Here is a 23,150-nt window from a genome sequence, read left to right as displayed (position 1 = left end):
CTGTTGGTCTGTTCTGTCTGTCTGGCAGATCGCATCCGCACCCTGCCGGTTAATCGGCCCGCTTTGCAGGCGGATTAACCGGGAATGTCAGGTGTCAGTTTCCGCCCAGCAAGATATTGCGGGCAACGGCAGCATCGTCGAACGGCAATACCGTTCCCTTCACGATCTGGCCGCGTTCATGGCCCTTGCCTGCAATAATCAGAATGTCATTGCGTTGCAAGATGCCAATGCCGCGCTTGATGGCTTCGGCGCGGTCACCAATTTCAACTGCCCCTTCGCAGGCCGCCTTGATGGACGCGCGGATGGTGGCGGGGTCTTCGCTGCGCGGGTTATCATCGGTGATGATGGCGATATCGGCATTTTCCTTAACCACACGCCCCATTTCCGGGCGTTTGCCAGTATCACGATCACCGCCTGCGCCAAATACGCAAATAACCCGGCCCTTGCAATGCGGGCGGACCGCCTTGATCACGGTTTCAAGGGCGTCGGGTGTGTGGGCGTAATCCACAAAAACCGGTGCGCCAAACTTGGTTTTGCCAACCAGTTCCAGGCGACCACGCACACCGTCCAGCTTTTCAAGCGCATTAACGGCGGCGTCAATATCGGCACCCGATGAAACAACAATGCCAAGGGCGGCCATGGCATTCATGATCTGGAAGGTGCCCATCAATGGCAGATGCACGGCATATTCATTTCCGCCAATGGCAATGCGGATTTTGGTGCCGGTTGCATCGGGTTTGGCCGAAAGCAGCTTGATGCCATCGCCTTTTACGCCATAGGAAAGCACGTTAATGCCGCGATCCTGGCAGATGCGAAGCAGCATATCGTACTGGGCGATATCGGCATTGATGACAGCGGTCCCATCGGTTGCCAGCAAATCCTTGAACAGGCGTGCCTTGGCGGTGAAATATTTTGCGAAGTCACCGTGGTAATCAAGATGGTCGCGCGACAGGTTGGTAAAGGCGGCAACCTTTACTTTCACCCCATCAAGGCGATGCTGGTCAAGCCCGTGCGAGCTTGCTTCCATCGCGACATGGGTGACGCCAATCTCGCTCATTTCGGCAAGTGACTGATGCAGGGCGACCGGGTCTGGCGTGGTCAGCGAACCGGGGATTTTTGCGCCGGCGGCACGAATGCCAAGTGTGCCAATCGAACCCGATGTTTTGCCCAGAAGCGTCCAGAGCTGTTCGGTAAACACAGCCGTCGATGTTTTGCCATTGGTGCCGGTAATGGCGGCAATGGTTTCGGGCTGTTTGCCATAAAAGCGCGCGGCAAGCTGTGCATAGCGCTGACGCGGGTTTTCAACCGGAATCAGCGGCACAGTAATGGCCGGTGTTTTAGGCGTATCTGTTTTCGCCAGAATTGCCGACGCCCCCAGGCGGATAGCATCGTCAATATATTTGGCTCCGTCTTCTCGCGCCCCCGGAAGGGCAGCGAACATATATCCATCACGCACAGCGCGTGAATCTGCTGTCAGGCCCTTGATATCGGGGTCCTGTCCTTCGGCATGTTTTAATGCCGCGTGATCTCCTGCCATGAGCTCAGAAAGACGCAAGTTTGCGTTCCTCTTTGCGAAGATCCAACCGCAACGCCTGCTCTATTTCCGGCGCCTTCGCGTACGCCGGTTCGATCCCCAGTAGGGGAGCAATGCGTGTCACAACCTTGCCAACTGCCGGTGCTGCTACCCAGCCGGCCGTGGCATAACCATACGTTTCTTTTGTTCCTTGCGGCCCGTCGAGCGTCACAAGAACCACATAGCGCGGGTCCTGCATCGGGAAGGCAGCCACAAAGGTAGACATTCGGGCATTCTTGACGTAGCGCCCGTTAACCAGCTTGTCCGCTGTGCCGGTTTTACCCCCAAGGAAGTAACCCGGTACGTCGGCTTTTTTGCCAGATCCTTCGGTGACGACAAGGCGCATAAGGCGGCGCATTTCGTCAGAAGTCTTTTTTGAAATAACCCGCACACCAGCCGGTGCACCATCCTGTTTCAGGATGGTGCTGGGGCGGCGGATGCCGCCATTGGAAATGGTCGAAATGCCATTAACCAGCTGAATGGGGGTCACCGCGATGCCATGCCCGTAGGAAATCGTCATCAGGTTGATTTCGCGCCACGGATTAGGCAGCAGTGGCGCACCAACTTCGGGCAGTTCAATATCGGATGTGTCGAGAAAGCCAAAAGCCTTCAAGTATTTTTTCTGGGTCTCGATGCCAAAGTCCATCGCCATCCGCGCCGACCCGATATTCGAACTATAGGTTAGAATTTCCGGGACGGTCAGCCAGCGGTTTTCACCGTGGAAATCATGAATGGTAAAACGCGCAACACGCATTGGCTTGGTCGCGTCATAGGAGCTGTTGATTGTCGCGGTACCGGTATCTAACGCAATGGCGGCATTAAACAGCTTAAATACCGACCCCTGTTCGTAAACACCCAGTGTGGCGCGGTTAAAGCGGGCATCAGCCGGGCCCTGGCCGGGGCGGTGCGGGTCAAAGTCGGGCAGGGAAACCATGCCCAGAACTTCGCCGGTATAAATATCCATTACCAGGCCGGTCGCACCCGCCGCGCTATAGGTTTGCATCGCACTGGCGACTTCGGCGCGCAGGGCATGCTGCACACGAATATCGACCGACAGGCGCAGCGGGCCGGAATTGCTGCGAAGGTCATTGTCAAATTCGCGTTCGGCACCGGCGATACCGTTATTGTCGATATCGGTAAAGCCCAGCACATGTGCAAACAGGCGACCCTGCGGATAAACACGGCGTTCTTCACGCTGGAAATTCAGGCCCGGAATGCCAAGCGCATTGACCTTGTATTGCTGGTCCGGCGTCAGGTTGCGGCGCAGCCACACGAATGCCTTTTGTGACCCAAGATGGCGGATCAGCGTATCACGATCCAGACCGGGCAGAACGGTCATCAAATGGTCTGCCGCACCGACCGGGTCCTTGATCACGCGGGCATCGGCATAAAGCGAGCTGGTTGGAAGATCGGTCGCCAGAAGGATGCCGTTGCGGTCAACGATATCGGCGCGCTCGGTCTTGAGCTCGCGGCTGTCTGTGCCTGCGGTCAGGTCCGGTTCGTTGCCCTGTTTCAGGACGGTCGCATTAAACAGGCCACCGGCAATCCACAAAAAGCCGATGCCAAACATGATGCCGGTAATAAAAATGCGGTTACGCGCTGTTTCCAGCGCGTGCTTTTCACGTTGTTCCGGGCCCAGTTCGGGGCGATCACCGCGCAACCAGTATGAAAAACGCAACAGGTTCATTGCTGCCCCCCGGTATCAGAAGGGGCAGGGATGCCGACACTGGGGCCGTCAATGATCATGTTTTCAGCCGCTTCGTCATAGGCGCTGTCTGCCGGGCGGTCACGCGGGGCCGGCATATAGGCAACTGCCTCGCCAAATTTATCCAGGCGATAACGTTTTGCGTCGGTGTCGGTCGGAATATTGTCGATGCTTGCCATTTGCAAAGGCTGGATCTGTTCGAGCTTCAGATATTCCTTTGCCAGCCGTTCAATGCGGCCCGGAGAATTCAGATAGCTCCATTCTGCCTGAAAAACATGGATGCTTTCCTGTTCATCAAGGATTTCCGACTGGATGGAAGCATAGCGGCGTTCAAGGCGTTCAACCTCGTGGGAAACCCAATAGGTGCCAACACCGATCAGAACCGTCATTAAAAACCAGAAACCTGTCATGATCTTGGTCATGCGTTGCCTCCGGTGTTGCGGGCGGTTGACGGAACATCATTGCGTTCGGCGGCGCGCAGTTTGGCCGAACGTGCACGCGGGTTGGCGCGCAATTCGTCCTTCTGTGCGGTCACTGCCTTGCGGCTCAGATTGGCGAAAGTCGGTTTTGCCACTTCGGGTTCACCAGGCAGGCGGCGGGACTGTTTGTTCGGGTCGCCGCAGCGTTCCTTGAAAAATGTTTTAACCAGCCGGTCTTCCAGCGAATGGAAAGTCACAACAACCAGACGGCCGCCGGGCTTTAGCATGGCTTCGGCGGCATTCAATGCGCGGTCCAGTTCGCCCAGTTCGTCATTTACATGAATACGCAGGCCCTGGAAGGTGCGGGTTGCCGGATCAATACCGTCTTTGGATTTGCGCACGACCGAACGCACCGCACTGGCAAGCTGGCCAGTGGTGGTAAAGGGCGTTTCACCGCGCATTTCCACAATCTTGCGGGCAACCTTGCGCGATGCGCGTTCTTCGCCAAACCGGTAAATGACATTGGCAATGTCTTCTTCTTCGGCAGTATTGACGAAATCGGCTGCACTGGGACCGGACATCGACATGCGCATATCCAGCGGCCCATCGGTGCGGAATGAAAAACCGCGATCAGCCTGGTCAAGCTGCATCGATGAAACACCGATATCAAGAACGATGCCATCAACCTGTTCAACGCCGCGTGCAGGCAGCAGGGTGGCCATGTCGCCAAAGCAGCCTTCGACCATATGGAAGCGGCCTTCATAGTCGGCTTCCATTTTGCCGCCGGTTTCAACGGCACTTGGGTCGCGGTCGATGCCGTAAAGGGTGCAGGGGGCGTGATCAAGGATCGCACGGCTATAGCCACCGGCACCAAAGGTGCCATCTACCATGATTTCGCCTTCGGCCGGGTTCAGATGTTCCAGAACCTCGCGCAGAAGAACGGGTTTGTGCGGGCTGGCAGATGACGGGTCAAACGGCAGGGTGCTGGTCATCATGCGTCATCCTCCGGCAGGTCATCATCTGAGGATGCGGCAACGCTGGCGGCACGTGCGGGCATGGATAAAGCTGGTTTCAGCTTCAGGGTCGAACCACGATTGACCAGGCGGGTGCGGCTGGCGGTTTTGCGGTCGGCAAAGGCATCGGGGTTCCAGATACGGAAGGTCCGGCCACGGCCAACAAAGGCCACCTGGTCGGTAATACCGGCATATTCGATCAGTTCTGGCGGCAGAATGATACGGCCTTCGCCGTCAAAAGGAAGGGCATGGGATGCGCCAAGAATGGTGTCTGCAAGGTCTTCGGCTTCGTCTGAAAACAGTTCCATGTCATCAAGCGATGCGGCAATGCGCTCCATATGGCTTTCAGAGCAGCCTTCGATCGTCGGTTCCTTGGGGGATTCATAGACATAGATACCGGCAAAGCCATCAGCTTCCAGGGCGGCACGGAACCTTTTGGGCACGGATACGCGCCCTTTCCGGTCCAGTTTGTGAATGTGCGTCCCTGTGAACAGCACCCGCCTTAATCCCCTGCTGATCGACCACTGGATAACGAAGTTTGGAAAAAGACATCGCCAACCAGACGTCTGTGCCCCACTTGGCACTGCCAAAATGCCTGATTAATGGGGTACCATGGGATCACATGGGGGTCAATGGGATTTGATGGGGCTGACTGTGTTATTTGTGGGCAATTCTGCCCTTTTTCAGCCTTTTTTCCGGGTGACAAAATGGGCGTAAAAGGTGCAATTTCAGTGTGTTTTTGCCTTTTGACCCATGAAATCCCAAATTTGACCATGCCAGCCCATCAGGGATTGGTTTTTTCGGCACAATGGAGTTTGATGGGATAAAGGACGTTTCCGGTGAACCGGATTTGCCTGTCTGCCATTTTGCGAACCGGAGTCAGTTTTGCAGACAAAGACTATGATCAGGTTAATTGCGGGCCATGTTGCCGTGCTGGCTATGCTGGTTGCGGCCCCTGTTTTTGCGCAGGGAAATATGTCGGGCAGTTCGGGTGGTACTTCCAGTGGCAGCCAAAGCAGTTCGGGCACCAGTAACCATGGCAAAACCCAAACACAGTCGCAGGGGGGATACAGTGCAATTTCCCCGCAAATGCGCCAGATGCTGCCCGCCCTGATGCAGCAATTGCAAAATAACCCCGCCCTGCTTGAACAGTTTGGTCTGGGGGGGATTGGTGGTCTTAACGGCCTTGCCGGTACTGCGCTGGGGCAGGGAAATGGCGATGGTGACAATGATTATGGTGCTGGTGGCATTGGTGGTATGGGCCTGCCCCTGCCGGCCGTTCCCGGTGTGAATGCACCTAATGTTCCGGGCGTTCAAAACGGAACAGGTGCGACCAAAAACAATGCGGTGGCCGAAGCCGCACGCAAGGGCGGCCTAGTGGTGCCACCCTTGCCGGTGCCCGAGCAGGTCACCATTTATCGTGGGCAGTATCATCCATCCGACATTAACCAGGATGGCCGCATTGATGCCGACGAAGCCGCCAGTTACGCCGCCTGGATGTTTCGCCGCCATGATATAAACGGCGATAATGTTTTACTGATCCGTGAATTTTCCGCGGTCGAAGCCCTGCCGGGGTCGGCCGATGCCAACCGCAACCGTCTGCGCACCGAAGCCCGGCGCCTGGAATTGCTGTTTCCCCAATATGATACCAACCACGATCAAATGATCGATAAGGCCGAATTCATGGAAAAAATTGCCGCCAATTTCGATGAAAAGCGCGGTGCGGCAAAGGATATCAGTCCGTTTGTGTTTCAGACGGTATTGCCGTTTTAAAGGTTGATTCGGGCGGTTTGCCGTAATTTGGCAATTGGCGTTGATGGGCATATGTTAAGGAAATGTCACGACAGAAAAGGTGACAAACCGTGTCTTGCAGGTCATACATGGCCGAAATCATCCGGCACGACATGACGGAGAACGTACATGGAAAGCAACGAAATCTACGCCCCGCTTCGCACATCAACCGATGCTGACCTGCCGGAAAACAGCGAAGGCGATGTCACCCTGTCAGATGCCCAAAAGGACCCGCGTACCGATATCGAGGTAAGCGAACGTCATGTCGAGGCCAACCTTGCCAGCGAAGGCGAGGACGATATCCATTGTGATGCCGACGCCCTCCATGATGTGGAAGAAGACGGGCTGGCCGGTGAACCTGCCGCCATTGTCGGCACCAAGATTGCCGCAGCAGGCAAGGCACCAAAGGCTGCCCCTGTCTGGATTGACCTTCTGGAACCCAATGCCAGCGAATTGCGCGCGATTGAGGCACGTTTCGGTATCGAGGTGCCAACCCGCGAAGAAATGCAGGAAATTGAACTGTCGTCGCGCCTTTATGACGAAGAAGGCGCACTGTTCATGACGGTAACCATCCTTAACCGTGCCGCTACCGATGACCCGGAAGCAACGGCGGTAACCTTTATCCTAGTCAAAAAAACGCTGATCACGCTGCGTTATGCCGATCCGATCCCGTTTAAAACCTTCACCCGCCGGGTTAAACGTTCGCCGGGGCTGGCGAGTTCGTCCGATGCGGTGTTGCTGGGCTTGCTGGAACAGATCGTGGATCGTTTGGCCGATATCATGGAAATTTCGGTCGCCGATCTGGAAAAAATCTCGAACGCGGTATTTTCCAAGGAAGGCAACGGGTCCGACCAGGACCACCATGAAAACCTGCGCCGGATCGGCCGGGCAGGTAACCTTGCCAGCAAGGCAAAGGACAGCCTTTTGAACCTTAACCGCATGGCCCTGTTTTTAAACACCCAGGCCCGGTTTAAAAAGGATACCAAGGCACGCCTGAAAACCCTGTCTCGCGACATTGTGTCGATTACCGAACATGCCAATTTCGTCGCCAACAAGGTAACGTTCCTGCTTGATGCAACATTGGGCATGATCAATCTGGAACAGAACAATATCATCAAGATTTTCTCGGTCGCGGCGGCGGCTTTCCTGCCGCCAACCCTGATCGCCAGCATCTATGGCATGAATTTCCAGTTCATGCCCGAACTGCATTGGGAATATGGCTATCCTCTTGCCATCGCTCTGATGGTTTTGTCTGCGGTCGGCCCGCTTTGGTATTTCAAACGCAAGGGCTGGCTGTAATCTGCGTTGCAGGGCTTAACTGCTGCTTTTACCCCGTACGTCAATTCCGAAAACGTGCGCGATAATCGCTGGGTGCCACGCCAATATTTTTGACAAAGGCGCGGCGCATGCGTTCGTCATCGCCAAAACCGCATAAATCGGCAATGCGGCCAATGGGCTGGTCGCTGTTTTCAAGGTATTGGCGTGCGGCATCCATGCGCATACTTTCCACCGCATGTGCCGGACCAATCCCGGTTTCGCGTGCATAAATGCGCGAAAAATTGCGCGGGCTCATATTGGCCTGCTGGGCTAGGTCATCGACCGTCAGGCGGTGTTGCAGGTTTTTACGCATCCAGACATGCAATTCATCAAACCGGCCGGTTTTGTCGCCACCCTGCTGGATCAGGGGTTGGCTGAACTGCGATTGTCCGCCGGGCCGCTTGATAAACATGATCAGGCCGCGCGCAACTGCCAATGCCTGCTGGCGGCCCAAATCTTCCTCGATCATGGCAATTGCCATGTCTATCCCGGTGGTAACCCCGGCCGATGTCCAGACGGGGCCATCACGCACATAAATCGGGTCGGTTTTAACCTGTGCCTTGGGAAAACGGGCCTGTAACCTGTCGCACCAGCGCCAATGCGTCACCGCGTCGCGCCCGTCAAGATAACCGGCTTCCCCCAGCAAAAATGCCCCGATGCAAATGGATGCCACGCGCCGAACGCGGCCCTGCTGTGCCATCAGCCAGCCCAATAACCCCTGATCGTGCAGGGCATTTAACGGTTCGTCCGTTCCGGCAATGATCAGGGTGTCAATCGGCTGGTCATCCAATGTTGCAAGGGCAATGGTGGGCAGGGCAATGCCGGTATCGGTGATGACGGCGCCACCCTGTTGCGATGCCAGGATGATTTCATAGGGCAGCGGTGGTATGGGCGGTTGATCTGTCTGGGCAGATGGTATGGTGGTTTGTGCCGCTGGCGCGGTATCGCAATTTGCCATGTCGCGCACCAGCAGGTTGGCATCGTGAAAAGCCTGTAGCGGCCCTGTCACATCCAGCAATACCGAATGGGGTGTCATCACAAATACGATCCGTCGCTGTGCCATTGGCCTGCTTTCGCCGGGGTTGGTGGGGTTGGTTGCGCCTATCATAGCGTGCTTTGATTTGTGTTGGCATAAAATAAGGGATGATTGTCATTTATGCCAAAGCGCGATGGCGTAGGGTGAGGGGCAGGAAAACAGCCTGTTTGCCACCGATCACCACCCGTCACCACAGCACACCACGGAACCGAAGATGAACCAGAACCAGATTGATGTAGCGCCCGCAGATAACAGCCTTCCCGCCCTGATCCTGATTGATTGGCAAAAGGGGTTTCGCGACCTTGCATATTGGGGGCAGCGCAATAACCAGGATGCCGAAGGTAATGCCCAAAGCCTGCTGTCATTCTGGCGGGAAAAGGGTGGGCGTGTGATCCATGTGCATCATGATTCTCAAAATCCTGTATCACCGCTTTTTCCTGGCAAGGACAGCCACGCCTTTGAAGAATTCGCCCAGCCGCTGGCAGGTGAAACATCCTATGGCAAAAACGTCAATTCGGCCTTTATCGGAACGACCCTGGAACGCGATTTGCGCGCGGATGGCATTGATAAACTCGTGATTTGCGGCATCAGCACGGATCACTGCGTTAATACATCCACCCGGATGGCAGGCAATTTGGGGTTTGATGTGATATTGGCGGGCGATGCCTGTTTCTGTTTTGATCGCACCCATCCCGATGGCCGCGTGATGGCAGCGCAAACCATTCATGATGTGCATCTAGCCAGCCTGTCGGGCGAATTTGCGCGGGTACTTACCACGGCTAACATCCTGTCGGCTTTTGCCTAGGAACTGTTCTTTATTGCAATTGACTTGCAACTGGGATTGACGCAGTTTGTGCCAGAATTCAACACAGGAGGCCGACATGGCGAAAATCGAAACCATGGACCAGTTGCGTGGCATTTATGGGGACCCGCTGGAAATTGCCATTCAAAAGCAGCTTTCTGTGCTGGACAAGCATTGCCGTCGTTTCATCGAACTGTCGCCTTTTGCCGTTATTTCATCGGCTGATGAAAACGGCGAAGCCGATGTCAGCCCGCGCGGGGACGGGCCGGGTTTTGTGCGTGTTCTTGATGAAAAAACCATCCTGATGCCCGATCGCCCCGGCAACCGCCGCCTTGATACGCTAACCAACATTCTGGTCAATCCGCAGGTGGGTTTGCTGTTTTTTGTACCGGGGATGAACGAAACCCTGCGCATCAATGGCACAGCCGAACTGCATGACGATGCCGATCTGCTTGATATGTTTGGCGATACCGGCAAACTGCCGATTTCGGTGATCAAAATCACGGTTCAGGAAGCCTTCCTGCATTGCGCCAAATCGTTGATGCGTTCGCGCCTGTGGCAGGTTGATGCCCAGATCGAACGCAAGTCCTTTCCGACGCTGGGCGCGATTATCAAGGATCAGCTGTCGCTGGAAGGTGGCCCGGTGGCAACGCAGGAAGAAACCGACGCCCATTTCGCCAAATCGATTGCCGATAACGGCTGATACAGGGCTTTCTCGCTGCGACATTCAAAACCCGGTGCCATCAGGTGCCGGGTTTTTTTGCGTCATGATGGCAGGGAAATTGCGGGACGTGATGAGCCTGTAATGGTTCTGATCTTTACGATGGGATCGCTAGGATGGGCGCGATTGGGGCAGGTGCGATGCCGGGCAGAAAGACGCCGCACCAAGAATTATGCCGTGCTGTAACGCGTTTTCTGAAAAAAGAAATACCAGATGGCCTGTAAGCCGGGTTCTGTCCATGCGGCGAACCGCACTGTATGGCCATTCATCTGGGACGTCCGTCGCCGGACGCCTCCTGCAACCAACCCGAATGGTGGCCCGAAAACTGACCTGCCGCCAGCGGCGAACCGCCCGGCCGACCATTCCTATTAGGTTTTGCTCCCGGTGGGGTTTACCATGCGTCCCGCGTTGCCGAAGGACCGGTGCGCTCTTACCGCACCCTTTCACCCTTGCCTGATGGCTTGCGCGATCAGGCGGTTTGCTTTCTGTGGCACTTTCCCTAGGGTCGCCCCCGCCAGACATTATCTGGCACCGTGTTTCCGTGGAGCCCGGACTTTCCTCCCCTTTCTGCAAAGCAGAAAAGGGCGACCATCCAGCCATCTGGTGGGCGCGGTTTACGCCAGCGCGCGGCTAAGGTCAAGAAAAAGCGCAATATATACCTTGGGTTGGAGAGGGATTATCCTTTTGCATGATTAGGATGCAAGGGTGCCTTGAAAAATTGCAGTTTGATGACCACTACTTAAGGGTAGTACAAAATCGGAACGTTGAATCGTTCCCCATTTCACCAAGCTGGAGATTTCATTGCGCCGCATAGGATGCATTCTTGTGGTTCTGACCGGTATTTTTGTTCCGCTGTCCCATGCGATGGCAGACGAAGTACGTCTGTGTTTCAGCCGCTGGGAACCATATGCCTATGACGATGGCAATGGGGCCACCGGCCTTGCCATTGATATCGCCAAGCGTGCCTTTGAAATTTCCGGTCATGATGCCACTTTTACGCAAATGCCCCATTCACGCTGCCATTTTGGCATTCGCTATGGCATTTACGATGGCATCCTGTTTGAAAGCCGCCCAGGCGAAACAGTTGAAAGCCTTTCTGCTTCGCGCTTTGCTCTGGTGAACCGCGTTCTGGTGGCGGTGGTGCGCGAAAGTTATCCGCAAACCGCTTATGAAGGTTTGCAAACCTTTGAAGGGGCAAACTGGCTGCATGTGGTGGACGAGGATTACCCTGCCAAAATCCTTAACAGCACCCAAATGTATCCGGTTGACGTGGGCGAAAATGCGCATGGGCTACTGATGCTGCGCCGGAATTACGTTGATGTGGTTTTCCGTGATCTGGCAAGTTTGCATTTCGGGTCCGATGCGGTGCATGAACCCGCCGGTTTGAAAACCTTGCTCCCGGCCGTTGATATCGAACCGTTTTATTTATGTATGGAATCAAAATTTGCCCGGGTAACGGCAGATTATGATCAAGCCATTACCAAAATGCTTGCCGATGGCAGCATTGACCGCCTTTATTACAAGCATCTTGGTTTCAGCCAGATCGCCTTTAACAGGTATTTTTCCGGCAGCAGCCAGCCAACCCTGCCGCAGGACCGGTTAATGCCTTGAAAGGCATGCAAAGGGCTTTAGGAAAGTGGCGGGCACTGATCAATCAGGTCTTTAAGGATGGCGATGCTTTGGGCATCGGCCCGGCCATCCAGGCAGTGCGGGCGCCAGTGTCGCTGAAATGCGATGCGGTTATAAACCGGGTCGCCCGGGCCGTAGCCAAACTGCAATAACAGCCGGTCAAACAGGGCTTCGCAATCCTCGCTGCCATTTTGGGTGTTGTCATTGCCATTTGCGGCAATGCCATCCATCAGGGCGGCTGCATTTTGCGGGCTGGTCTGTTCCTCTGCGGCGATGGCGGATGCGACTTTGTCATCGTGATAGGGGCTTTGGCTGCCAGAAAGGCCATCTTTCGGGGTGATGATTTCGGCAGTGTTTTGTGGCGAATGGTCGCTGGCATCAATGCGGGGCCACAGGCCAATACCTTCGACGGCAAACTGTTCCCACGGGAAAAGCTCGCCGGGGTCCTCTTTGCGTTCCGGTGCCATGTCCGAATGCGCGATAATGTTATGCGCCGGAATGGTGTGGCGGCCTAAAATGGCTTTGCACAGGGCAATTACCGCGTCCATCTGGCGTACGGCAAACGGGCGATACCCAAATTCATGCCCGGGATTGACGATTTCAATGCCGATCGACCGTGAATTGACATCCGTGCAGCCCCGCCACTGGCCGCGCCCGGCATGCCAGGCGCGTTTGGCCTCTGTCACCAGTTGATAGATACAGCCATCTTCTTCGACCATGTAATGGGCGGAAACCTGTGATGCCGGGTCGCACATGCGCGCAAGGGCCGCTTCGCCACTGGGCATGCCGGTATAGTGCAAAACCAGCATGTCGATGGCGCAATCAGCAGGCCGGTCGCCAAAGTTTGGCGAAGGCTGCCAGATAATGGGCTGTGCGTTTGGTCCCTGCTGTCCCGGCATGATGGTTAATCCATTCCCTGTTCCTGATTCTGCGGGGGCTTGCGAAACATGATAACAGCAACACCGGCCAAAACGGTTAACCCGCCGATGATTTTAAACGTGCTGATCGCTTCACCAAAGACCAGGATCGACCCGCTGACACTAATCACAGGGGCGAGCAGCGACCAGGGCACAACCTGGTTCACATCATAGGTCTTCAGCAGATAATACCACGACCCGTAAGCCACGATGGATGACATGATCACGGTGAAGCTTAAATTCGCCCAGGCCACCCAGCTTGCATTCATAACGGCGTCAATCGCGCCGGGTTCCAGAATAAATGACAAAACCAGCAATTGCGGTGCCGCCATCAGGCCCATCCAGCCATTCAGCTCAAAGGTGTCAATATCGCCCAGTTTCTTGATCAGGACATTGGCAGCCGCCCACATCAGGGCGGCAAACACCACCAGCAATAACGGCCCCTGCAGATGGGTCATGGACGGGTCCCAGAACATCAGGGTCACGCCAATAAATGCCAGCGTCATGCCCAGCAGGCGTTTCCAGCCCAGCCGGTCATTGAAAAAATAGGTCGCCAGCATCGATGAAAACGGCACACCGAGCAAAATGATAATGGCAACCGGCCCGGCATCAAGCATGGACAGGGCAAAAAACAGCACCCCAAAATGCCCCGTGCCAAACACCACCGAAAGCAATGCCAGCTTGGGCAGTTTATCACGCGGGATTTTGGTGAAAGGCACCAGCAAAATGGCAACCGCGGCAAAACGCATTGCCGTTAACATCACAGGTGGAATTTCACTGACCGCACCTTTGACGGTCAGCATGTTAATGCCCCAGATAATGGCGACAGAAAGCGAAAGCAGCGCTGCTTTTAGGGGCATGATACAACCTGAAAATGCAATATTGGGGGCGTTAAATAACGGCAAAGGGTGGCTTTGACGTTGTTTGTCATCGTCATGGTTACGTGTTTGTCTGGAATGACTCAAGCTTATTGCGCGCGCTAACCCCTGCAAAAACTGCAGGTCGCCATGCCGGTTTTGGGGCGGGGTTTTTACGTGCGGTGGCCCTGGCGTGCCCGTAATCGGCCCGTTGGCGCGTGCAGCAATAAAAAAGGAAGCCGCGGATATGCCGGCTTCCTTTGATATTTCTGGTCTATGCCGACCAGCGCAAGTAACAGGGCAGGTTATTCGATGCCCAGTTCCTCGCGCAGCATTTCAAGTTCGAGCCAGCGTTCTTCGGCTTCGGCAACTTCGGCGCGTGCGGCTTCCATGCGGTCTACCTTCTTCTGGAAGGCTGCCGGGTCGGATGTGAACAGGCTGCCATCAGTAAGGTCTGCTTCCAGTTTGGCAATCTCGCCTTCCAGTTTTTCGATGCTGGCAGGCAGCATGTCGTAATCGCGCTGGTCCTTGTAGCTCAGCTTGCCCTTGGCCTTGGGTTTTGCCGGGCTGGCCACTTCGGTTTTGGTGTTGGGCTGCTTTTTACCGATTTTGGTGCTGGTCTGAATGGTGCTGTTATCGGCCTGGGCTGACAGCTTGCGCATATGCACATAATCCGAATAGCCACCAGGATATTCAACTGCCGTGCCGTTACCTTCCATCACGATGGATGATGTCACAACGCGATCAAGAAAATCACGGTCGTGGCTGACCAGAAGCAGCGTGCCTTCATATTCCGACAGCATTTCCTGCAACAGATCCAGCGTATCCATATCGAGATCGTTGGTCGGTTCGTCCATGATCAGAAGGTTGGTCGGCTTTGCCAGTTCCTTTGCCAGAAGCAACCGGTTGCGTTCGCCCCCGGAAAGCGCACCAACCGGGCTGCGTGCCTGTTTTTCATCAAACAGAAAATCGCGCAGATAACTGACCACATGGCGCGGGTTGCCGCGCACCATAATCTGGTCACCACCGACATCGCACAGGGTATCCCACAATGTCTTCGTATCATCCAGGGCAGCACGTTTCTGGTCAAAATAGGTCGGCGTCAGGTTGGTGCCGATTTTAACCGTTCCTTCGTCCGCTTCGAGCTGCCCGGTCAGGATTTTCAGAAGTGTGGTTTTACCCGCGCCGTTCGGGCCGATAATCCCTACCTTGTCGCCGCGCAAAATGCGGGTCGAAAAACCTGAAATGATATGTTTGTCTTCCCAGGATTTACCAATATCGGTGGCCTCGATCACCACCTTGCCCGATGTGCTGCCGGTTTCGGACGCCAGCGAGACATTGCCAATCCGACCCACCTGTTGCGAGCGTTCGTGCCGCATTTCATAAAGGCGGCGCAGGCGGCCCTGGTTACGTTTCCGCCGGGCGGTAATGCCTTGCACGGCCCAAACGGATTCCTGGGCAATCAGTTTATCGAGTTTGGCGCGTTCCTCGGATTCCTTGCGGTAAACTTCTTCCGACCATTCATCAAACAGCGCAAAGCTTTGATCGTTACGGCGCAAAACCCCGCGATCCAGCCACAAAACGCCATTGGAAATCGCATTCAAAAAGGCGCGGTCGTGCGAAATCACCACAACAGCCCCGCGAAACGCCTTTATTTCGCTTTCCAGCCATTCAATTGTTGGCAGGTCCAGGTGGTTGGTGGGTTCGTCCAGCAGCAAAACCTGCGGGTCGGCAATCAATGCGCGTGCAATGGCCGCCCGGCGACCTTCCCCGCCCGAAAGGGTGTTGGGGTCGGCTTTCGGGTCGATTTTAACAGCATCGAGCAGCATGTCTGCGCGATAGGCATAATCCTGTTCGTGGTCTTCAAGCGCACCGAGAACATAACCTTCGACTGTTGCACAATCGCCAAAGCGCGGTTCCTGCGCCAGATACGCCACCTTGCAGCCGGGCTGAACAAAACGTTCGCCACCATCGGCCTCGATCTCACCGGCGATGATTTTCAAAAGCGTGGATTTCCCCCCGCCATTGCGACCAACCAGGCACAAACGGTCGCGTTCGCCAATGGCAACCGACACGTCGGAAAACAGGTCATTGCCGCCAAAGGTCAGGCGGATGTCGTTAATATTGATCAGCGGTGGCGCCATGAAAACCCAAAACCCCGAAAACGGTAATATTCAATGCCCCCTGCAAACCGCAAAACGCGCTGCGGTGCAAGTGAAATCATCTGTTCTATCTGACTGGCCCGGTTTCACAGCGCATATGACACGGTGTGCCCACGCCAAATTGGTTGCGAACAGCGCGCGGTTGCGTGTGTGAAACAAACACCGGGGCAGGGTGGGGCCAACTGGCCCCGCAAATGCCCTGTTTGGTGTGGGCAGGGGGATCAGATATTGCGTTCCTTGCAAATCTGGTCCCAGGCGGCGTTGATGCGGGCCATTTTTTCGTTGGCTTGTTCAACAAACTCTTCGGGCATGCCCTTTGCCATCAGAAGGTCCGGGTGGTTTTCGCGCGAAAGTTTGCGATGGGCCGCCTTCAGTTCTTCATTGCTGGCAGATCGGGTCAGGCCCAGCTGTTTATAAGGGTCCTGTTCGCTGCGCGGGGCGGTGCTGCCCTGATGGACGCGGTCAAAATCAACATCTTCAAAGCCGAAAATCATCGCAACCTTGCGCAGATATTCCTTTTCCGCCGGGTGTAGCGACCCGTCAGAAAGGGCGATCTGGTGCAGGGCCTCAAGGATGCTTTCAAGAACGGCACGTTCACCGGCAAACATTTGCGCAATCTGCCGGGCATAGGGTTCATACCCGTCAGATGAACGGCGTGCTGCATCAAAAATCTGGCCGACCTGGGCGGCATCGGGGCCGCTTACGCGAAACAGGCGCTTGAAAGCATTGATTTCTTCGCGGGTAACGGTGCCATCGGCCTTGGCCATTTTGGCCGAAAGTACAATAACCCCGGTGGCAAAGGCCACCTGGCGCGGATCGGCGCCGCCAAACTGGCCGCCATATTGCCCGGTGCGCTGCCCCCATGGGTTGCCACCCCGGGTTTGGCCCCACGGACCACCCTGCGATGAAATGCGTTCCTGGCTAAAGCCGCCATTATTGGCCTTATCAACCATATGGCCCGCCGTGGCCCCCAAAATGGCACCCAGCGGGCCGCCCAGGGCAAAACCCGCCGCGCCACCAATAATTTTGCCCCAGATGCTCATGGTTCCAATGCTCCGATTGTCAAAAAGGCGGTGCAATGAAACACGGCGCCGGAAAGTTCAAAACTGCCCCAGAAATAGGACAATCACCCCCTATCGGCAAGGGGCGGGGCGAATGTCGATTGTGAGCCAGTTTTTTCCAACCGCTGGCATTGAATGGCGAGGCAGCGTCACCACCTAAAGTATGGTTACTATCCTTTCGAATATGTTTCAGCGGTGATCCTATGCAGTTCCTGTCAAAATTCCGGCTTATCTATCAAATTTCGCTGATCGGGGCGACGGCACTTATTGTCTTTGCGTTTGTTGCAATCGGGCAGTTTGTTTCCAACCAGTCGCGCCAAAGCGCGGAACAGGCCGCCCTTGTTGCGACAGCCGATCGCCAGGAAATCAGCAAGGTATCGCTGGAATTTTTAAATGCCCGCCGCCGGGAAAAAGATTTCCTGCTGCGGCGTGATGAAAAATATGTCGATCTGCATGGGCAAACTGTTTCCCGCGTGTTTGATGGCCTGGATTATTTGCAGGCTCGGCCGGAACTGACGGGCGATGTTGCCACCATTTCGCAAATCAGCGACCTTTTTAAAAATTACGCAGCAGCTTTTGGCGAAGTTGTCGCCCTGCAACGTGAAATTGGCCTGGATGAAAAAGCTGGCCTGATGGGCAAGTTGCGCAATTCTGTTCATGATGTTGAAGATGATCTGAAACAGTATAACGCCGATAAACTGACCGTTGTGATGCTGATGATGCGCCGCCATGAAAAGGATTTTCTAGCGCGTTTGGACCCGAAATATATTGGTGACATCGAAAAACGTCTGGCCGAATTTGAACCGGCCCTGTCGGCAAATGGCGATATTCCCGCCGCAGATAAAACCCGCCTGCTGAAACTGATGAAATCCTATGTGGCGGATTTCAAAAACGTTGCCGATGCCATCCTGAAACGCGAAGAAAAACTGCAGGTCCTTAGCGATAATTTTGCCGCCGCCGAACCGCTTTTGGCCGCCCTTGCGACCAAGATCGATGCCTATGCCGACAGCCAGCGCGACGAAGCCGAGGCCATTGCCAAAAGCAGCCTGTGGCTCAGCAGCCTTGCCTTTGTCATTGGCGCGATTGTGTTACTGGTCATGTCGGTTGTGCTTTCCCGCGGGATTGTATCGGCCATTACCGCCCTTACCGGCAAAATGACACGCCTTGCCGATAATGATTTTGACGTCGATCTGTCCGAAGCCGCCCGTAAGGATGAAATCGGCCAGATGGGCCGTGCTGTTATGGTGTTTCGTGAAAACGGTATTGAACGCCGCAAGCTGGAAGCCGAACAGGCCCGCCAGCAGGAAGAACGCCGTATTCGCATGGAAAAACAGGAACAGAATATTCGCGAATTTGACGAAGTTGTCGTCAAGGTTATGGCAACGGTCGAAAACGCGGTACAGCGCCTGCACGGGTCATCCGATCTTTTGCGCGGTAGTGCCGAAACCTCGACCCGCCAGTCGGTCGCGGTTTCTTCGGGGGCCGAGGAAGCATCGGCCAATGTGCAGCTTGTTGCCACGGCCGCAACCGAACTTTCGGCATCGATCAATGAAATTTCGATGCAGGTGACCGATACATCAAACATGGCCATCACTGCATCGGACCGTGCACGCGCCACAAGCAGCAATATCCAAAGCCTGGATGATGCCGCCGTGCGCATTGGTGAAGTCATTGGCCTGATCAGCGATATTGCCTCGCAAACCAACCTTCTGGCACTTAACGCCACGATCGAGGCCGCGCGCGCCGGTGATGCAGGCAAAGGTTTTGCCGTGGTCGCCAGCGAGGTAAAAAACCTTGCTACGCAAACCGGCAAAGCCACCCAGGAAATTACCAGCCAGGTTACCGGCATTCAGGGGGCCACCCGTGAGGCCGTCGCCGCGATCGAGGAAATTGTCGGCATGATCGCCGAAATCAGCCAGCGTGCATCGGCCGTTGCCGCCGCAATCGAGGAACAAACCGCCGCCACCAGCGAAATTTCCCAGAATGTCGAACAGGCCGCCGCCGGGACCGAAGAAATCTCGGCTGCGATGGCCGGGCTGAGCGGCGCTGTCACCGATACCAACAGTGCCGCAAGCGATGTCAGCCGATCCGCCACTGATCTTGGCACCCAGAACGGCAATTTGCAGCAGGAAGTAAATCGTTTCCTCGATAGGATGCGGGCGCTTTGACGACAAAACGTTAGCAATGGTCGGGGATCTATGCTTGTGAAGGATGTGATTTCTGCAATAAAGTAACGGTAAACCGTTATCTTATTGTTCCAGATAGGGTGCTATCCGGGCTATGTTTCGGTTAATTACATGATAAAAATAACTGGAACGTCGAACATGGCCGAAAAACAGCGAATTGTTTCTTCCTCACATCTGGTTTCCGACCGTGCTGCGGAACTCTCCGAACTGGAATTTGCCCTGATCCTGTCGGGCAATGCTTTCAATCGCTGGGTGGTGCGCTGCATGCGTGCGGCTGGCGTGCCAGACCTGTCCATTCTCGACATTCTGGTTCTGCACAATGTCAATTCGCGCGAACGGGAAAAAAGCCTTTCGGAAGTCTGTTTTATCCTGAATGTCGAAGATAGCCACCTGGTGAACTATGCCCTTAAAAAGCTGCGCAAGCTGGGACTGGTTGATGGCATCAAACGTGGCAAGGAAGTGCATTACGCCACCTCCAAGGAAGGGCGCGAACTGTGCCAGCGTTACCGTGAAGTCCGCGAGGCCTGCCTGATTGAAACCTTTGAACGCCTTGGCGTTAACCGCGAGGAAGTGGGCGACGTTGCCAAAACCCTGCGCGCTATTTCCGGCGTTTATGACCAGGCATCGCGTGCGGCAAGTGCGATGTAAGTCTGCCATCTGCCATCTGCCAACCTTCGTCCGTGTCCTGATCAACAGGCCGGAGGGTGGTGGGCGGTGACGCAGACCGAGTCTTTTCCAATTCAAAATTGGCATTTGAAACGGCAGTTTTCCGGGTGGAAGGCTGCCGTTTTGCGTTGGCGCGAATTGCCTGTTTTCTATCAGAATAGTCGAATGAATCTTTTGTTTCAGCAGGTTAAGGACGCTTAAAGCTGATTAAAAAATGAGCATCCAGCTTTTTGCATGACTGTTATGAAATCACGTTGACAAAATAACGATAAAATGTAACCGTTTTGTTGGAAGGCTGATCTGAAAACCAAAAAATGGGAGACTGATAAAATGTTTAAAAAGGCGCTTTCGGCTGTTGCCGTCGCTGCGATGACCTTTTCGGCCGGGGCCGCAATGGCCGCTGAAAAGTGGGATATGGCAACTCCGTATCCTGATGCGACTTTCCACACCCAGAACATCATGGAATTTGCCAAGGATGTTGAAGCTGCCACCAATGGCGAACTGGCACTGACCGTTCATTCCGGTGGTTCGCTGTTCAAACACGCTGAAATCAAACGTTCGGTCCAGCGTGGTCTGGTTCCGATTGGGGAAGTTCTGATTTCGCTGCTGGCTAACGAAGACCCGATCTACACCGTCGATGCCATTCCGTTCCTGGCAACCAGCTATGACGATGCGAAGAAACTGTGGGATGTTTCGCGCAGCGCCATCGAAGCCAAACTGGAAAAAGACGGTCTTAAAGTTCTTTATGCTGTTCCGTGGCCGGCACAGGGCCTTTACACCGCCAAGGAAGTCAATTCGGTTGAAGATCTTAAAGGTCTGAAATTCCGTGCCTATAACACCACCACCTCGCAGCTTGCCCAGCTGACCGGCATGGTTGCAACCCAGGTTGAAGTTCCTGAAATTCCGACGGCCTTTGCAACCGGTATTGTCGAAGCCATGATCACGTCACCTTCGACCGGCGCCAATTCCAAGGCCTGGGACTTTGTTGATAATTTCTATGACGTGCAGGCATGGTTGCCCAAAAACATGGTCATCGTGAATGCCAAATCCTTTGGCAAACTTTCGGCCGATGCCCAGAAAGCCGTGATGGATGCTGCAGCCAAGGCCGAAGAACGCGGCTGGAAAATGAGCATGGATGAAGCCGAAGCCAAGAAAGCCATCCTCAAAGAAAACGGCATGAATGTTGCGGCACCGAGTGCAGAACTGAAAGATGGCCTTGCCAAAGCTGGCGACCAGATGGTTGCTGACTGGCTCAAGGAAACCGGCGATGCCGGCCAGGCCATCATCGACGCCTACAAGAAATAACATCCTCCCTTGGATTGTCCGGGGACAGTGGGTTTTCCCCGCCCCGGACAATCATCCGTCAAAATGATATTCTGTTTCTTAATGTCAACCACCGGGTCTGCCGGGCGGAAAGGGGATCGTTGTGCGTAAATCACTGGATATTCTTTTTGGAATAACGTCGATTTTGGCAGCTGTGTTTCTGGTGATGATCGCACTGCTGATACTCTCGCAATCCATCGGGCGCCTGCTGGGCCATGTTATTCCCGATGCAAATGAACTGGCAGGCTTTTCGCTTGCCGCGGGCATGTTTCTAGCTCTTGGCCCGTCTTTGCGTCAGGGCTCGCATATTCGGGTGTTGTTGGTGGTCGGGCATATTTCCGGTGTGCCGCGCCGGATCATGGATCTGATCACGCTGGGTTTTGCCGTGTTCCTTGCGGGCTATTTCACCTGGTGGATGGGTGTTCTGGCCGAAGAAAGCTTTTCCTATGGCGATGCCTCGGCCGGTGTTCTGGCTTTCCCGCTTTGGATCCCGCAGGCAGCCATGACCTTTGGTCTGGCCATGCTGACCCTTGCCCTTGTTGAAGGGCTGATCGACACGCTTCGCGGCCAGGCAACCGTCTTTGCCGATCGCGAAACCAGCGACATGACCGAATAGGGGAGTAGGTCACATGGAAGTTCTTGAAATCGGTCTTTTCCTGATGGCGCTGCTGTTCCTGTTTCTGGGCGCGGGTCTTTGGGTTGCACTGTCGCTGTTTGCCATTGGCATTATTGGTCTTGAATTCTTTTCGGGGGCCCAAACCGGCCCGGTTATGGCAACCACCGCCTGGAGCAGCATTGCCACCTGGTCGCTGGCACCTTTGCCGCTTTTCATCTGGATGGGTGAAATCCTGTTTCGCTCCCGTCTGTCCGAAGACATGTTCACCGGGCTGGCCCCGTGGCTGAACCGTCTTCCCGGTCGTCTGTTGCATGTCAATATTTTGGGCTGCGGTATTTTTGCTGCTGTCTCGGGTTCATCAGCGGCAACGGCGGCAACCATTGGGCGCATGTCGATCCCGGAACTGCGCAAACAGGGTTATGCGGATAAACTCATCCTTGGCACCCTTGCCGGGTCCGGCACGCTGGGTCTGCTTATTCCGCCGTCGATCATTCTGATTGTTTATGGTGTTTCGGCCGAGCTTTCGATTGCGCGCCTGTTCATTGCCGGTGTTTTGCCCGGTATCATGCTGATCGTGCTTTTTATGGGGTTTGTCATGGTGTGGGCCACCATCCACAAGGACAAAATGCCCCCCGCAGCCCCCAGCATTCCGTTCCTTGACAAGGTTCGTGCATCGGGCCGTCTTATTCCGGTTATTTTGCTGATCTCGGCCGTTATCGGGTCAATCTATGGCGGTATCGCCACCCCGACCGAGGCCGCAGCCTTTGGCGTGGTTGGTGCCCTTGTGCTTTCGGCTTTCAGCCGCACGCTGAACTGGGCCAGCTTCGTTGATGGCCTGATGGGCGCAACCCGCACATCCTGCATGATCTGCTTTATTCTGGCGGGTGCCTCGATCCTGACGGTCGCAATGGGCTTTACCGGCATTCCCCGCGAACTGGCTGGCCTGATCTCGGATATGAACCTGTCGCCTTATGCCCTGCTGGCGATGCTGACCCTGTTTTTCATTGTCATGGGTTGTTTCCTTGACGGCATTTCGGTTGTGGTGCTGACGACCTCGGTGATCCTGCCGATGGTTCAGGCCGCCAATATCGATGCGCTGTGGTTTGGCATCTATCTGGTGCTGGTGGTGGAAATGTCGCAAATCACCCCGCCGGTTGGCTTTAACCTGTTTGTTTTGCAGGGGCTGACAGGCAAGAACCTTTTCAATATCGCCGTTGCTGCCTTGCCGTTTTTCTTCCTGCTGATGGCGGCAGTTGCCCTGATCACGATTTTCCCCGGTATTGCCACCTGGCTGCCGACGCAAATGAACTAGGCATTGTGCGACCGGCACGGCCGGTCCCGCTTTCCCGCTATTTC

Annotated in this window: 20 protein-coding genes and 1 other RNA gene; 10 read left to right on the top strand and 11 right to left on the bottom strand. The window is 55.1% G+C overall.

Annotated elements, in window-relative coordinates:
* Positions 1-94 precede the first annotated feature (94 nt).
* From CSC3H3_RS14510 to CSC3H3_RS14490, 5 genes are read right to left on the bottom strand one after another with little or no spacing between them, the layout of a single operon-like run.
* Entirely contained in the window at positions 95-1,555 is a 1,461-nt protein-coding gene (locus CSC3H3_RS14510) for a UDP-N-acetylmuramoyl-L-alanyl-D-glutamate--2,6-diaminopimelate ligase (protein WP_101285277.1), read from the bottom strand.
* On the bottom strand, positions 1,542-3,260 hold the full coding sequence (locus CSC3H3_RS14505) for a peptidoglycan D,D-transpeptidase FtsI family protein (RefSeq protein ID WP_101264776.1): 1,719 nt from the start codon (positions 3,258-3,260) through the stop codon (positions 1,542-1,544). The genes CSC3H3_RS14510 and CSC3H3_RS14505 overlap by 14 nt, the downstream gene beginning before the upstream one ends.
* Complete coding sequence (ftsL, locus tag CSC3H3_RS14500) at positions 3,257-3,700, bottom strand: cell division protein FtsL (protein ID WP_101264775.1); 444 nt, start codon at positions 3,698-3,700, stop codon at positions 3,257-3,259. The genes CSC3H3_RS14505 and ftsL overlap by 4 nt, the downstream gene beginning before the upstream one ends.
* Positions 3,697-4,689: a 16S rRNA (cytosine(1402)-N(4))-methyltransferase RsmH gene (rsmH, locus tag CSC3H3_RS14495; RefSeq protein ID WP_101286251.1), complete on the bottom strand. Its 993-nt coding sequence runs from the start codon at positions 4,687-4,689 to the stop codon at positions 3,697-3,699. The genes ftsL and rsmH overlap by 4 nt, the downstream gene beginning before the upstream one ends.
* Positions 4,689-5,207, bottom strand: a complete 519-nt coding sequence (locus tag CSC3H3_RS14490) for a division/cell wall cluster transcriptional repressor MraZ (protein ID WP_101285276.1) — start codon at positions 5,205-5,207, stop codon at positions 4,689-4,691. Before CSC3H3_RS14490 ends, rsmH begins: the two co-directional genes overlap by 1 nt.
* A 403-nt stretch (positions 5,208-5,610) precedes the next feature.
* On the opposite strand from CSC3H3_RS14490, the gene CSC3H3_RS14480 reads away from it, so the two are divergent.
* Together CSC3H3_RS14480 and corA are read left to right on the top strand one after the other, a co-directional pair.
* The gene (locus tag CSC3H3_RS14480; protein ID WP_101285274.1) at positions 5,611-6,483 is read left to right on the top strand and encodes an EF-hand domain-containing protein; all 873 of its coding nucleotides are present in this window, start codon (positions 5,611-5,613) and stop codon (positions 6,481-6,483) included.
* A gap of 147 nt (positions 6,484-6,630) precedes the next feature.
* Entirely contained in the window at positions 6,631-7,800 is a 1,170-nt protein-coding gene (corA, locus tag CSC3H3_RS14475; RefSeq protein WP_101285273.1) for a magnesium/cobalt transporter CorA, read from the top strand.
* 40 nt (positions 7,801-7,840) lie between these two features.
* Here the strand turns inward: corA and CSC3H3_RS14470 are convergent, their stop codons facing one another.
* Positions 7,841-8,881, bottom strand: a complete 1,041-nt coding sequence (locus CSC3H3_RS14470; protein ID WP_101286250.1) for a GlxA family transcriptional regulator — start codon at positions 8,879-8,881, stop codon at positions 7,841-7,843.
* 187 nt (positions 8,882-9,068) lie between these two features.
* Between CSC3H3_RS14470 and CSC3H3_RS14465 the strand changes: the two genes are divergently transcribed.
* The gene (locus tag CSC3H3_RS14465; protein ID WP_101285272.1) at positions 9,069-9,659 is read left to right on the top strand and encodes a cysteine hydrolase family protein; all 591 of its coding nucleotides are present in this window, start codon (positions 9,069-9,071) and stop codon (positions 9,657-9,659) included.
* A gap of 76 nt (positions 9,660-9,735) precedes the next feature.
* Entirely contained in the window at positions 9,736-10,359 is a 624-nt protein-coding gene (locus CSC3H3_RS14460) for a pyridoxamine 5'-phosphate oxidase family protein (protein WP_101285271.1), read from the top strand.
* A 223-nt stretch (positions 10,360-10,582) separates the two neighbouring features.
* Here the strand turns inward: CSC3H3_RS14460 and rnpB are convergent.
* Positions 10,583-10,981: RNase P RNA component class A (rnpB, locus tag CSC3H3_RS14455), an RNA gene on the bottom strand.
* A gap of 197 nt (positions 10,982-11,178) precedes the next feature.
* Here rnpB and CSC3H3_RS14450 point away from each other — a divergent pair.
* Positions 11,179-11,988, top strand: a complete 810-nt coding sequence (locus CSC3H3_RS14450) for a substrate-binding periplasmic protein (protein ID WP_157831906.1) — start codon at positions 11,179-11,181, stop codon at positions 11,986-11,988.
* Positions 11,989-12,005: 17 nt separating this feature from the next.
* Here CSC3H3_RS14450 and CSC3H3_RS25140 read toward each other — a convergent pair whose 3' ends face one another.
* From CSC3H3_RS25140 to CSC3H3_RS14430, 4 genes are all read right to left on the bottom strand, one after another.
* Positions 12,006-12,905, bottom strand: coding sequence for an N-acetylmuramoyl-L-alanine amidase (locus CSC3H3_RS25140; protein ID WP_101285269.1), 900 nt, complete (start codon positions 12,903-12,905; stop codon positions 12,006-12,008).
* A 5-nt stretch (positions 12,906-12,910) separates the two neighbouring features.
* Positions 12,911-13,783, bottom strand: a complete 873-nt coding sequence (locus CSC3H3_RS14440) for a DMT family transporter (RefSeq protein WP_101285268.1) — start codon at positions 13,781-13,783, stop codon at positions 12,911-12,913.
* Between the two features lie 302 nt (positions 13,784-14,085).
* Positions 14,086-15,924 carry an ATP-binding cassette domain-containing protein gene (locus tag CSC3H3_RS14435; RefSeq protein ID WP_101285267.1) on the bottom strand — a complete coding sequence of 613 codons (1,839 nt, stop codon included), beginning with the start codon at positions 15,922-15,924 and terminating at the stop codon, positions 14,086-14,088.
* Between the two features lie 239 nt (positions 15,925-16,163).
* On the bottom strand, positions 16,164-16,985 hold the full coding sequence (locus tag CSC3H3_RS14430) for a TerB family tellurite resistance protein (RefSeq protein WP_101285266.1): 822 nt from the start codon (positions 16,983-16,985) through the stop codon (positions 16,164-16,166).
* A 221-nt stretch (positions 16,986-17,206) separates the two neighbouring features.
* On the opposite strand from CSC3H3_RS14430, the gene CSC3H3_RS14425 reads away from it, so the two are divergent.
* From CSC3H3_RS14425 to CSC3H3_RS14405, 5 genes are all read left to right on the top strand, one after another.
* On the top strand, positions 17,207-19,171 hold the full coding sequence (locus CSC3H3_RS14425; protein WP_101285265.1) for a methyl-accepting chemotaxis protein: 1,965 nt from the start codon (positions 17,207-17,209) through the stop codon (positions 19,169-19,171).
* Positions 19,172-19,327: 156 nt separating this feature from the next.
* Positions 19,328-19,837 (top strand): winged helix DNA-binding protein, encoded by a 510-nt coding sequence (locus CSC3H3_RS14420; protein ID WP_101264761.1) that lies wholly within the window; start codon positions 19,328-19,330, stop codon positions 19,835-19,837.
* A gap of 348 nt (positions 19,838-20,185) precedes the next feature.
* Positions 20,186-21,160 (top strand): TRAP transporter substrate-binding protein, encoded by a 975-nt coding sequence (locus CSC3H3_RS14415; protein WP_101264760.1) that lies wholly within the window; start codon positions 20,186-20,188, stop codon positions 21,158-21,160.
* Positions 21,161-21,281: 121 nt separating this feature from the next.
* Positions 21,282-21,794, top strand: a complete 513-nt coding sequence (locus tag CSC3H3_RS14410; protein WP_101264759.1) for a TRAP transporter small permease — start codon at positions 21,282-21,284, stop codon at positions 21,792-21,794.
* Positions 21,795-21,807: 13 nt separating this feature from the next.
* On the top strand, positions 21,808-23,106 hold the full coding sequence (locus CSC3H3_RS14405) for a TRAP transporter large permease (RefSeq protein WP_101264758.1): 1,299 nt from the start codon (positions 21,808-21,810) through the stop codon (positions 23,104-23,106).
* Positions 23,107-23,150 lie beyond the last annotated feature (44 nt).

Source organism: Thalassospira marina, from assembly GCF_002844375.1.
GTDB classification, from domain to species: Bacteria; Pseudomonadota; Alphaproteobacteria; order Rhodospirillales; family Thalassospiraceae; genus Thalassospira; species Thalassospira marina.
Note: the sequence above shows the minus strand (reverse complement) of the source record. Positions and strands in the feature narration are given on the sequence as shown.

What these genes read in the sequence shown, in the direction of transcription:
- CSC3H3_RS25140 (WP_101285269.1), bottom strand. Translation starts at nt 12,905, where the DNA reads ATGCCGGGACAGCAGGGACCAAACGCACAGCCCATTATCTGGCAGCCT.
- CSC3H3_RS14470 (WP_101286250.1), bottom strand. Translation starts at nt 8,881, where the DNA reads ATGGCACAGCGACGGATCGTATTTGTGATGACACCCCATTCGGTATTG.
- CSC3H3_RS14460 (WP_101285271.1), top strand. Translation starts at nt 9,736, where the DNA reads ATGGCGAAAATCGAAACCATGGACCAGTTGCGTGGCATTTATGGGGAC.
- CSC3H3_RS14405 (WP_101264758.1), top strand. Translation starts at nt 21,808, where the DNA reads ATGGAAGTTCTTGAAATCGGTCTTTTCCTGATGGCGCTGCTGTTCCTG.
- CSC3H3_RS14415 (WP_101264760.1), top strand. Translation starts at nt 20,186, where the DNA reads ATGTTTAAAAAGGCGCTTTCGGCTGTTGCCGTCGCTGCGATGACCTTT.
- corA (WP_101285273.1), top strand. Translation starts at nt 6,631, where the DNA reads ATGGAAAGCAACGAAATCTACGCCCCGCTTCGCACATCAACCGATGCT.
- CSC3H3_RS14505 (WP_101264776.1), bottom strand. Translation starts at nt 3,260, where the DNA reads ATGAACCTGTTGCGTTTTTCATACTGGTTGCGCGGTGATCGCCCCGAA.
- CSC3H3_RS14440 (WP_101285268.1), bottom strand. Translation starts at nt 13,783, where the DNA reads ATGCCCCTAAAAGCAGCGCTGCTTTCGCTTTCTGTCGCCATTATCTGG.
- rsmH (WP_101286251.1), bottom strand. Translation starts at nt 4,689, where the DNA reads ATGACCAGCACCCTGCCGTTTGACCCGTCATCTGCCAGCCCGCACAAA.
- ftsL (WP_101264775.1), bottom strand. Translation starts at nt 3,700, where the DNA reads ATGACCAAGATCATGACAGGTTTCTGGTTTTTAATGACGGTTCTGATC.
- CSC3H3_RS14465 (WP_101285272.1), top strand. Translation starts at nt 9,069, where the DNA reads ATGAACCAGAACCAGATTGATGTAGCGCCCGCAGATAACAGCCTTCCC.
- CSC3H3_RS14480 (WP_101285274.1), top strand. Translation starts at nt 5,611, where the DNA reads ATGATCAGGTTAATTGCGGGCCATGTTGCCGTGCTGGCTATGCTGGTT.
- CSC3H3_RS14430 (WP_101285266.1), bottom strand. Translation starts at nt 16,985, where the DNA reads ATGAGCATCTGGGGCAAAATTATTGGTGGCGCGGCGGGTTTTGCCCTG.
- CSC3H3_RS14425 (WP_101285265.1), top strand. Translation starts at nt 17,207, where the DNA reads ATGCAGTTCCTGTCAAAATTCCGGCTTATCTATCAAATTTCGCTGATC.
- CSC3H3_RS14420 (WP_101264761.1), top strand. Translation starts at nt 19,328, where the DNA reads ATGGCCGAAAAACAGCGAATTGTTTCTTCCTCACATCTGGTTTCCGAC.
- CSC3H3_RS14435 (WP_101285267.1), bottom strand. Translation starts at nt 15,924, where the DNA reads ATGGCGCCACCGCTGATCAATATTAACGACATCCGCCTGACCTTTGGC.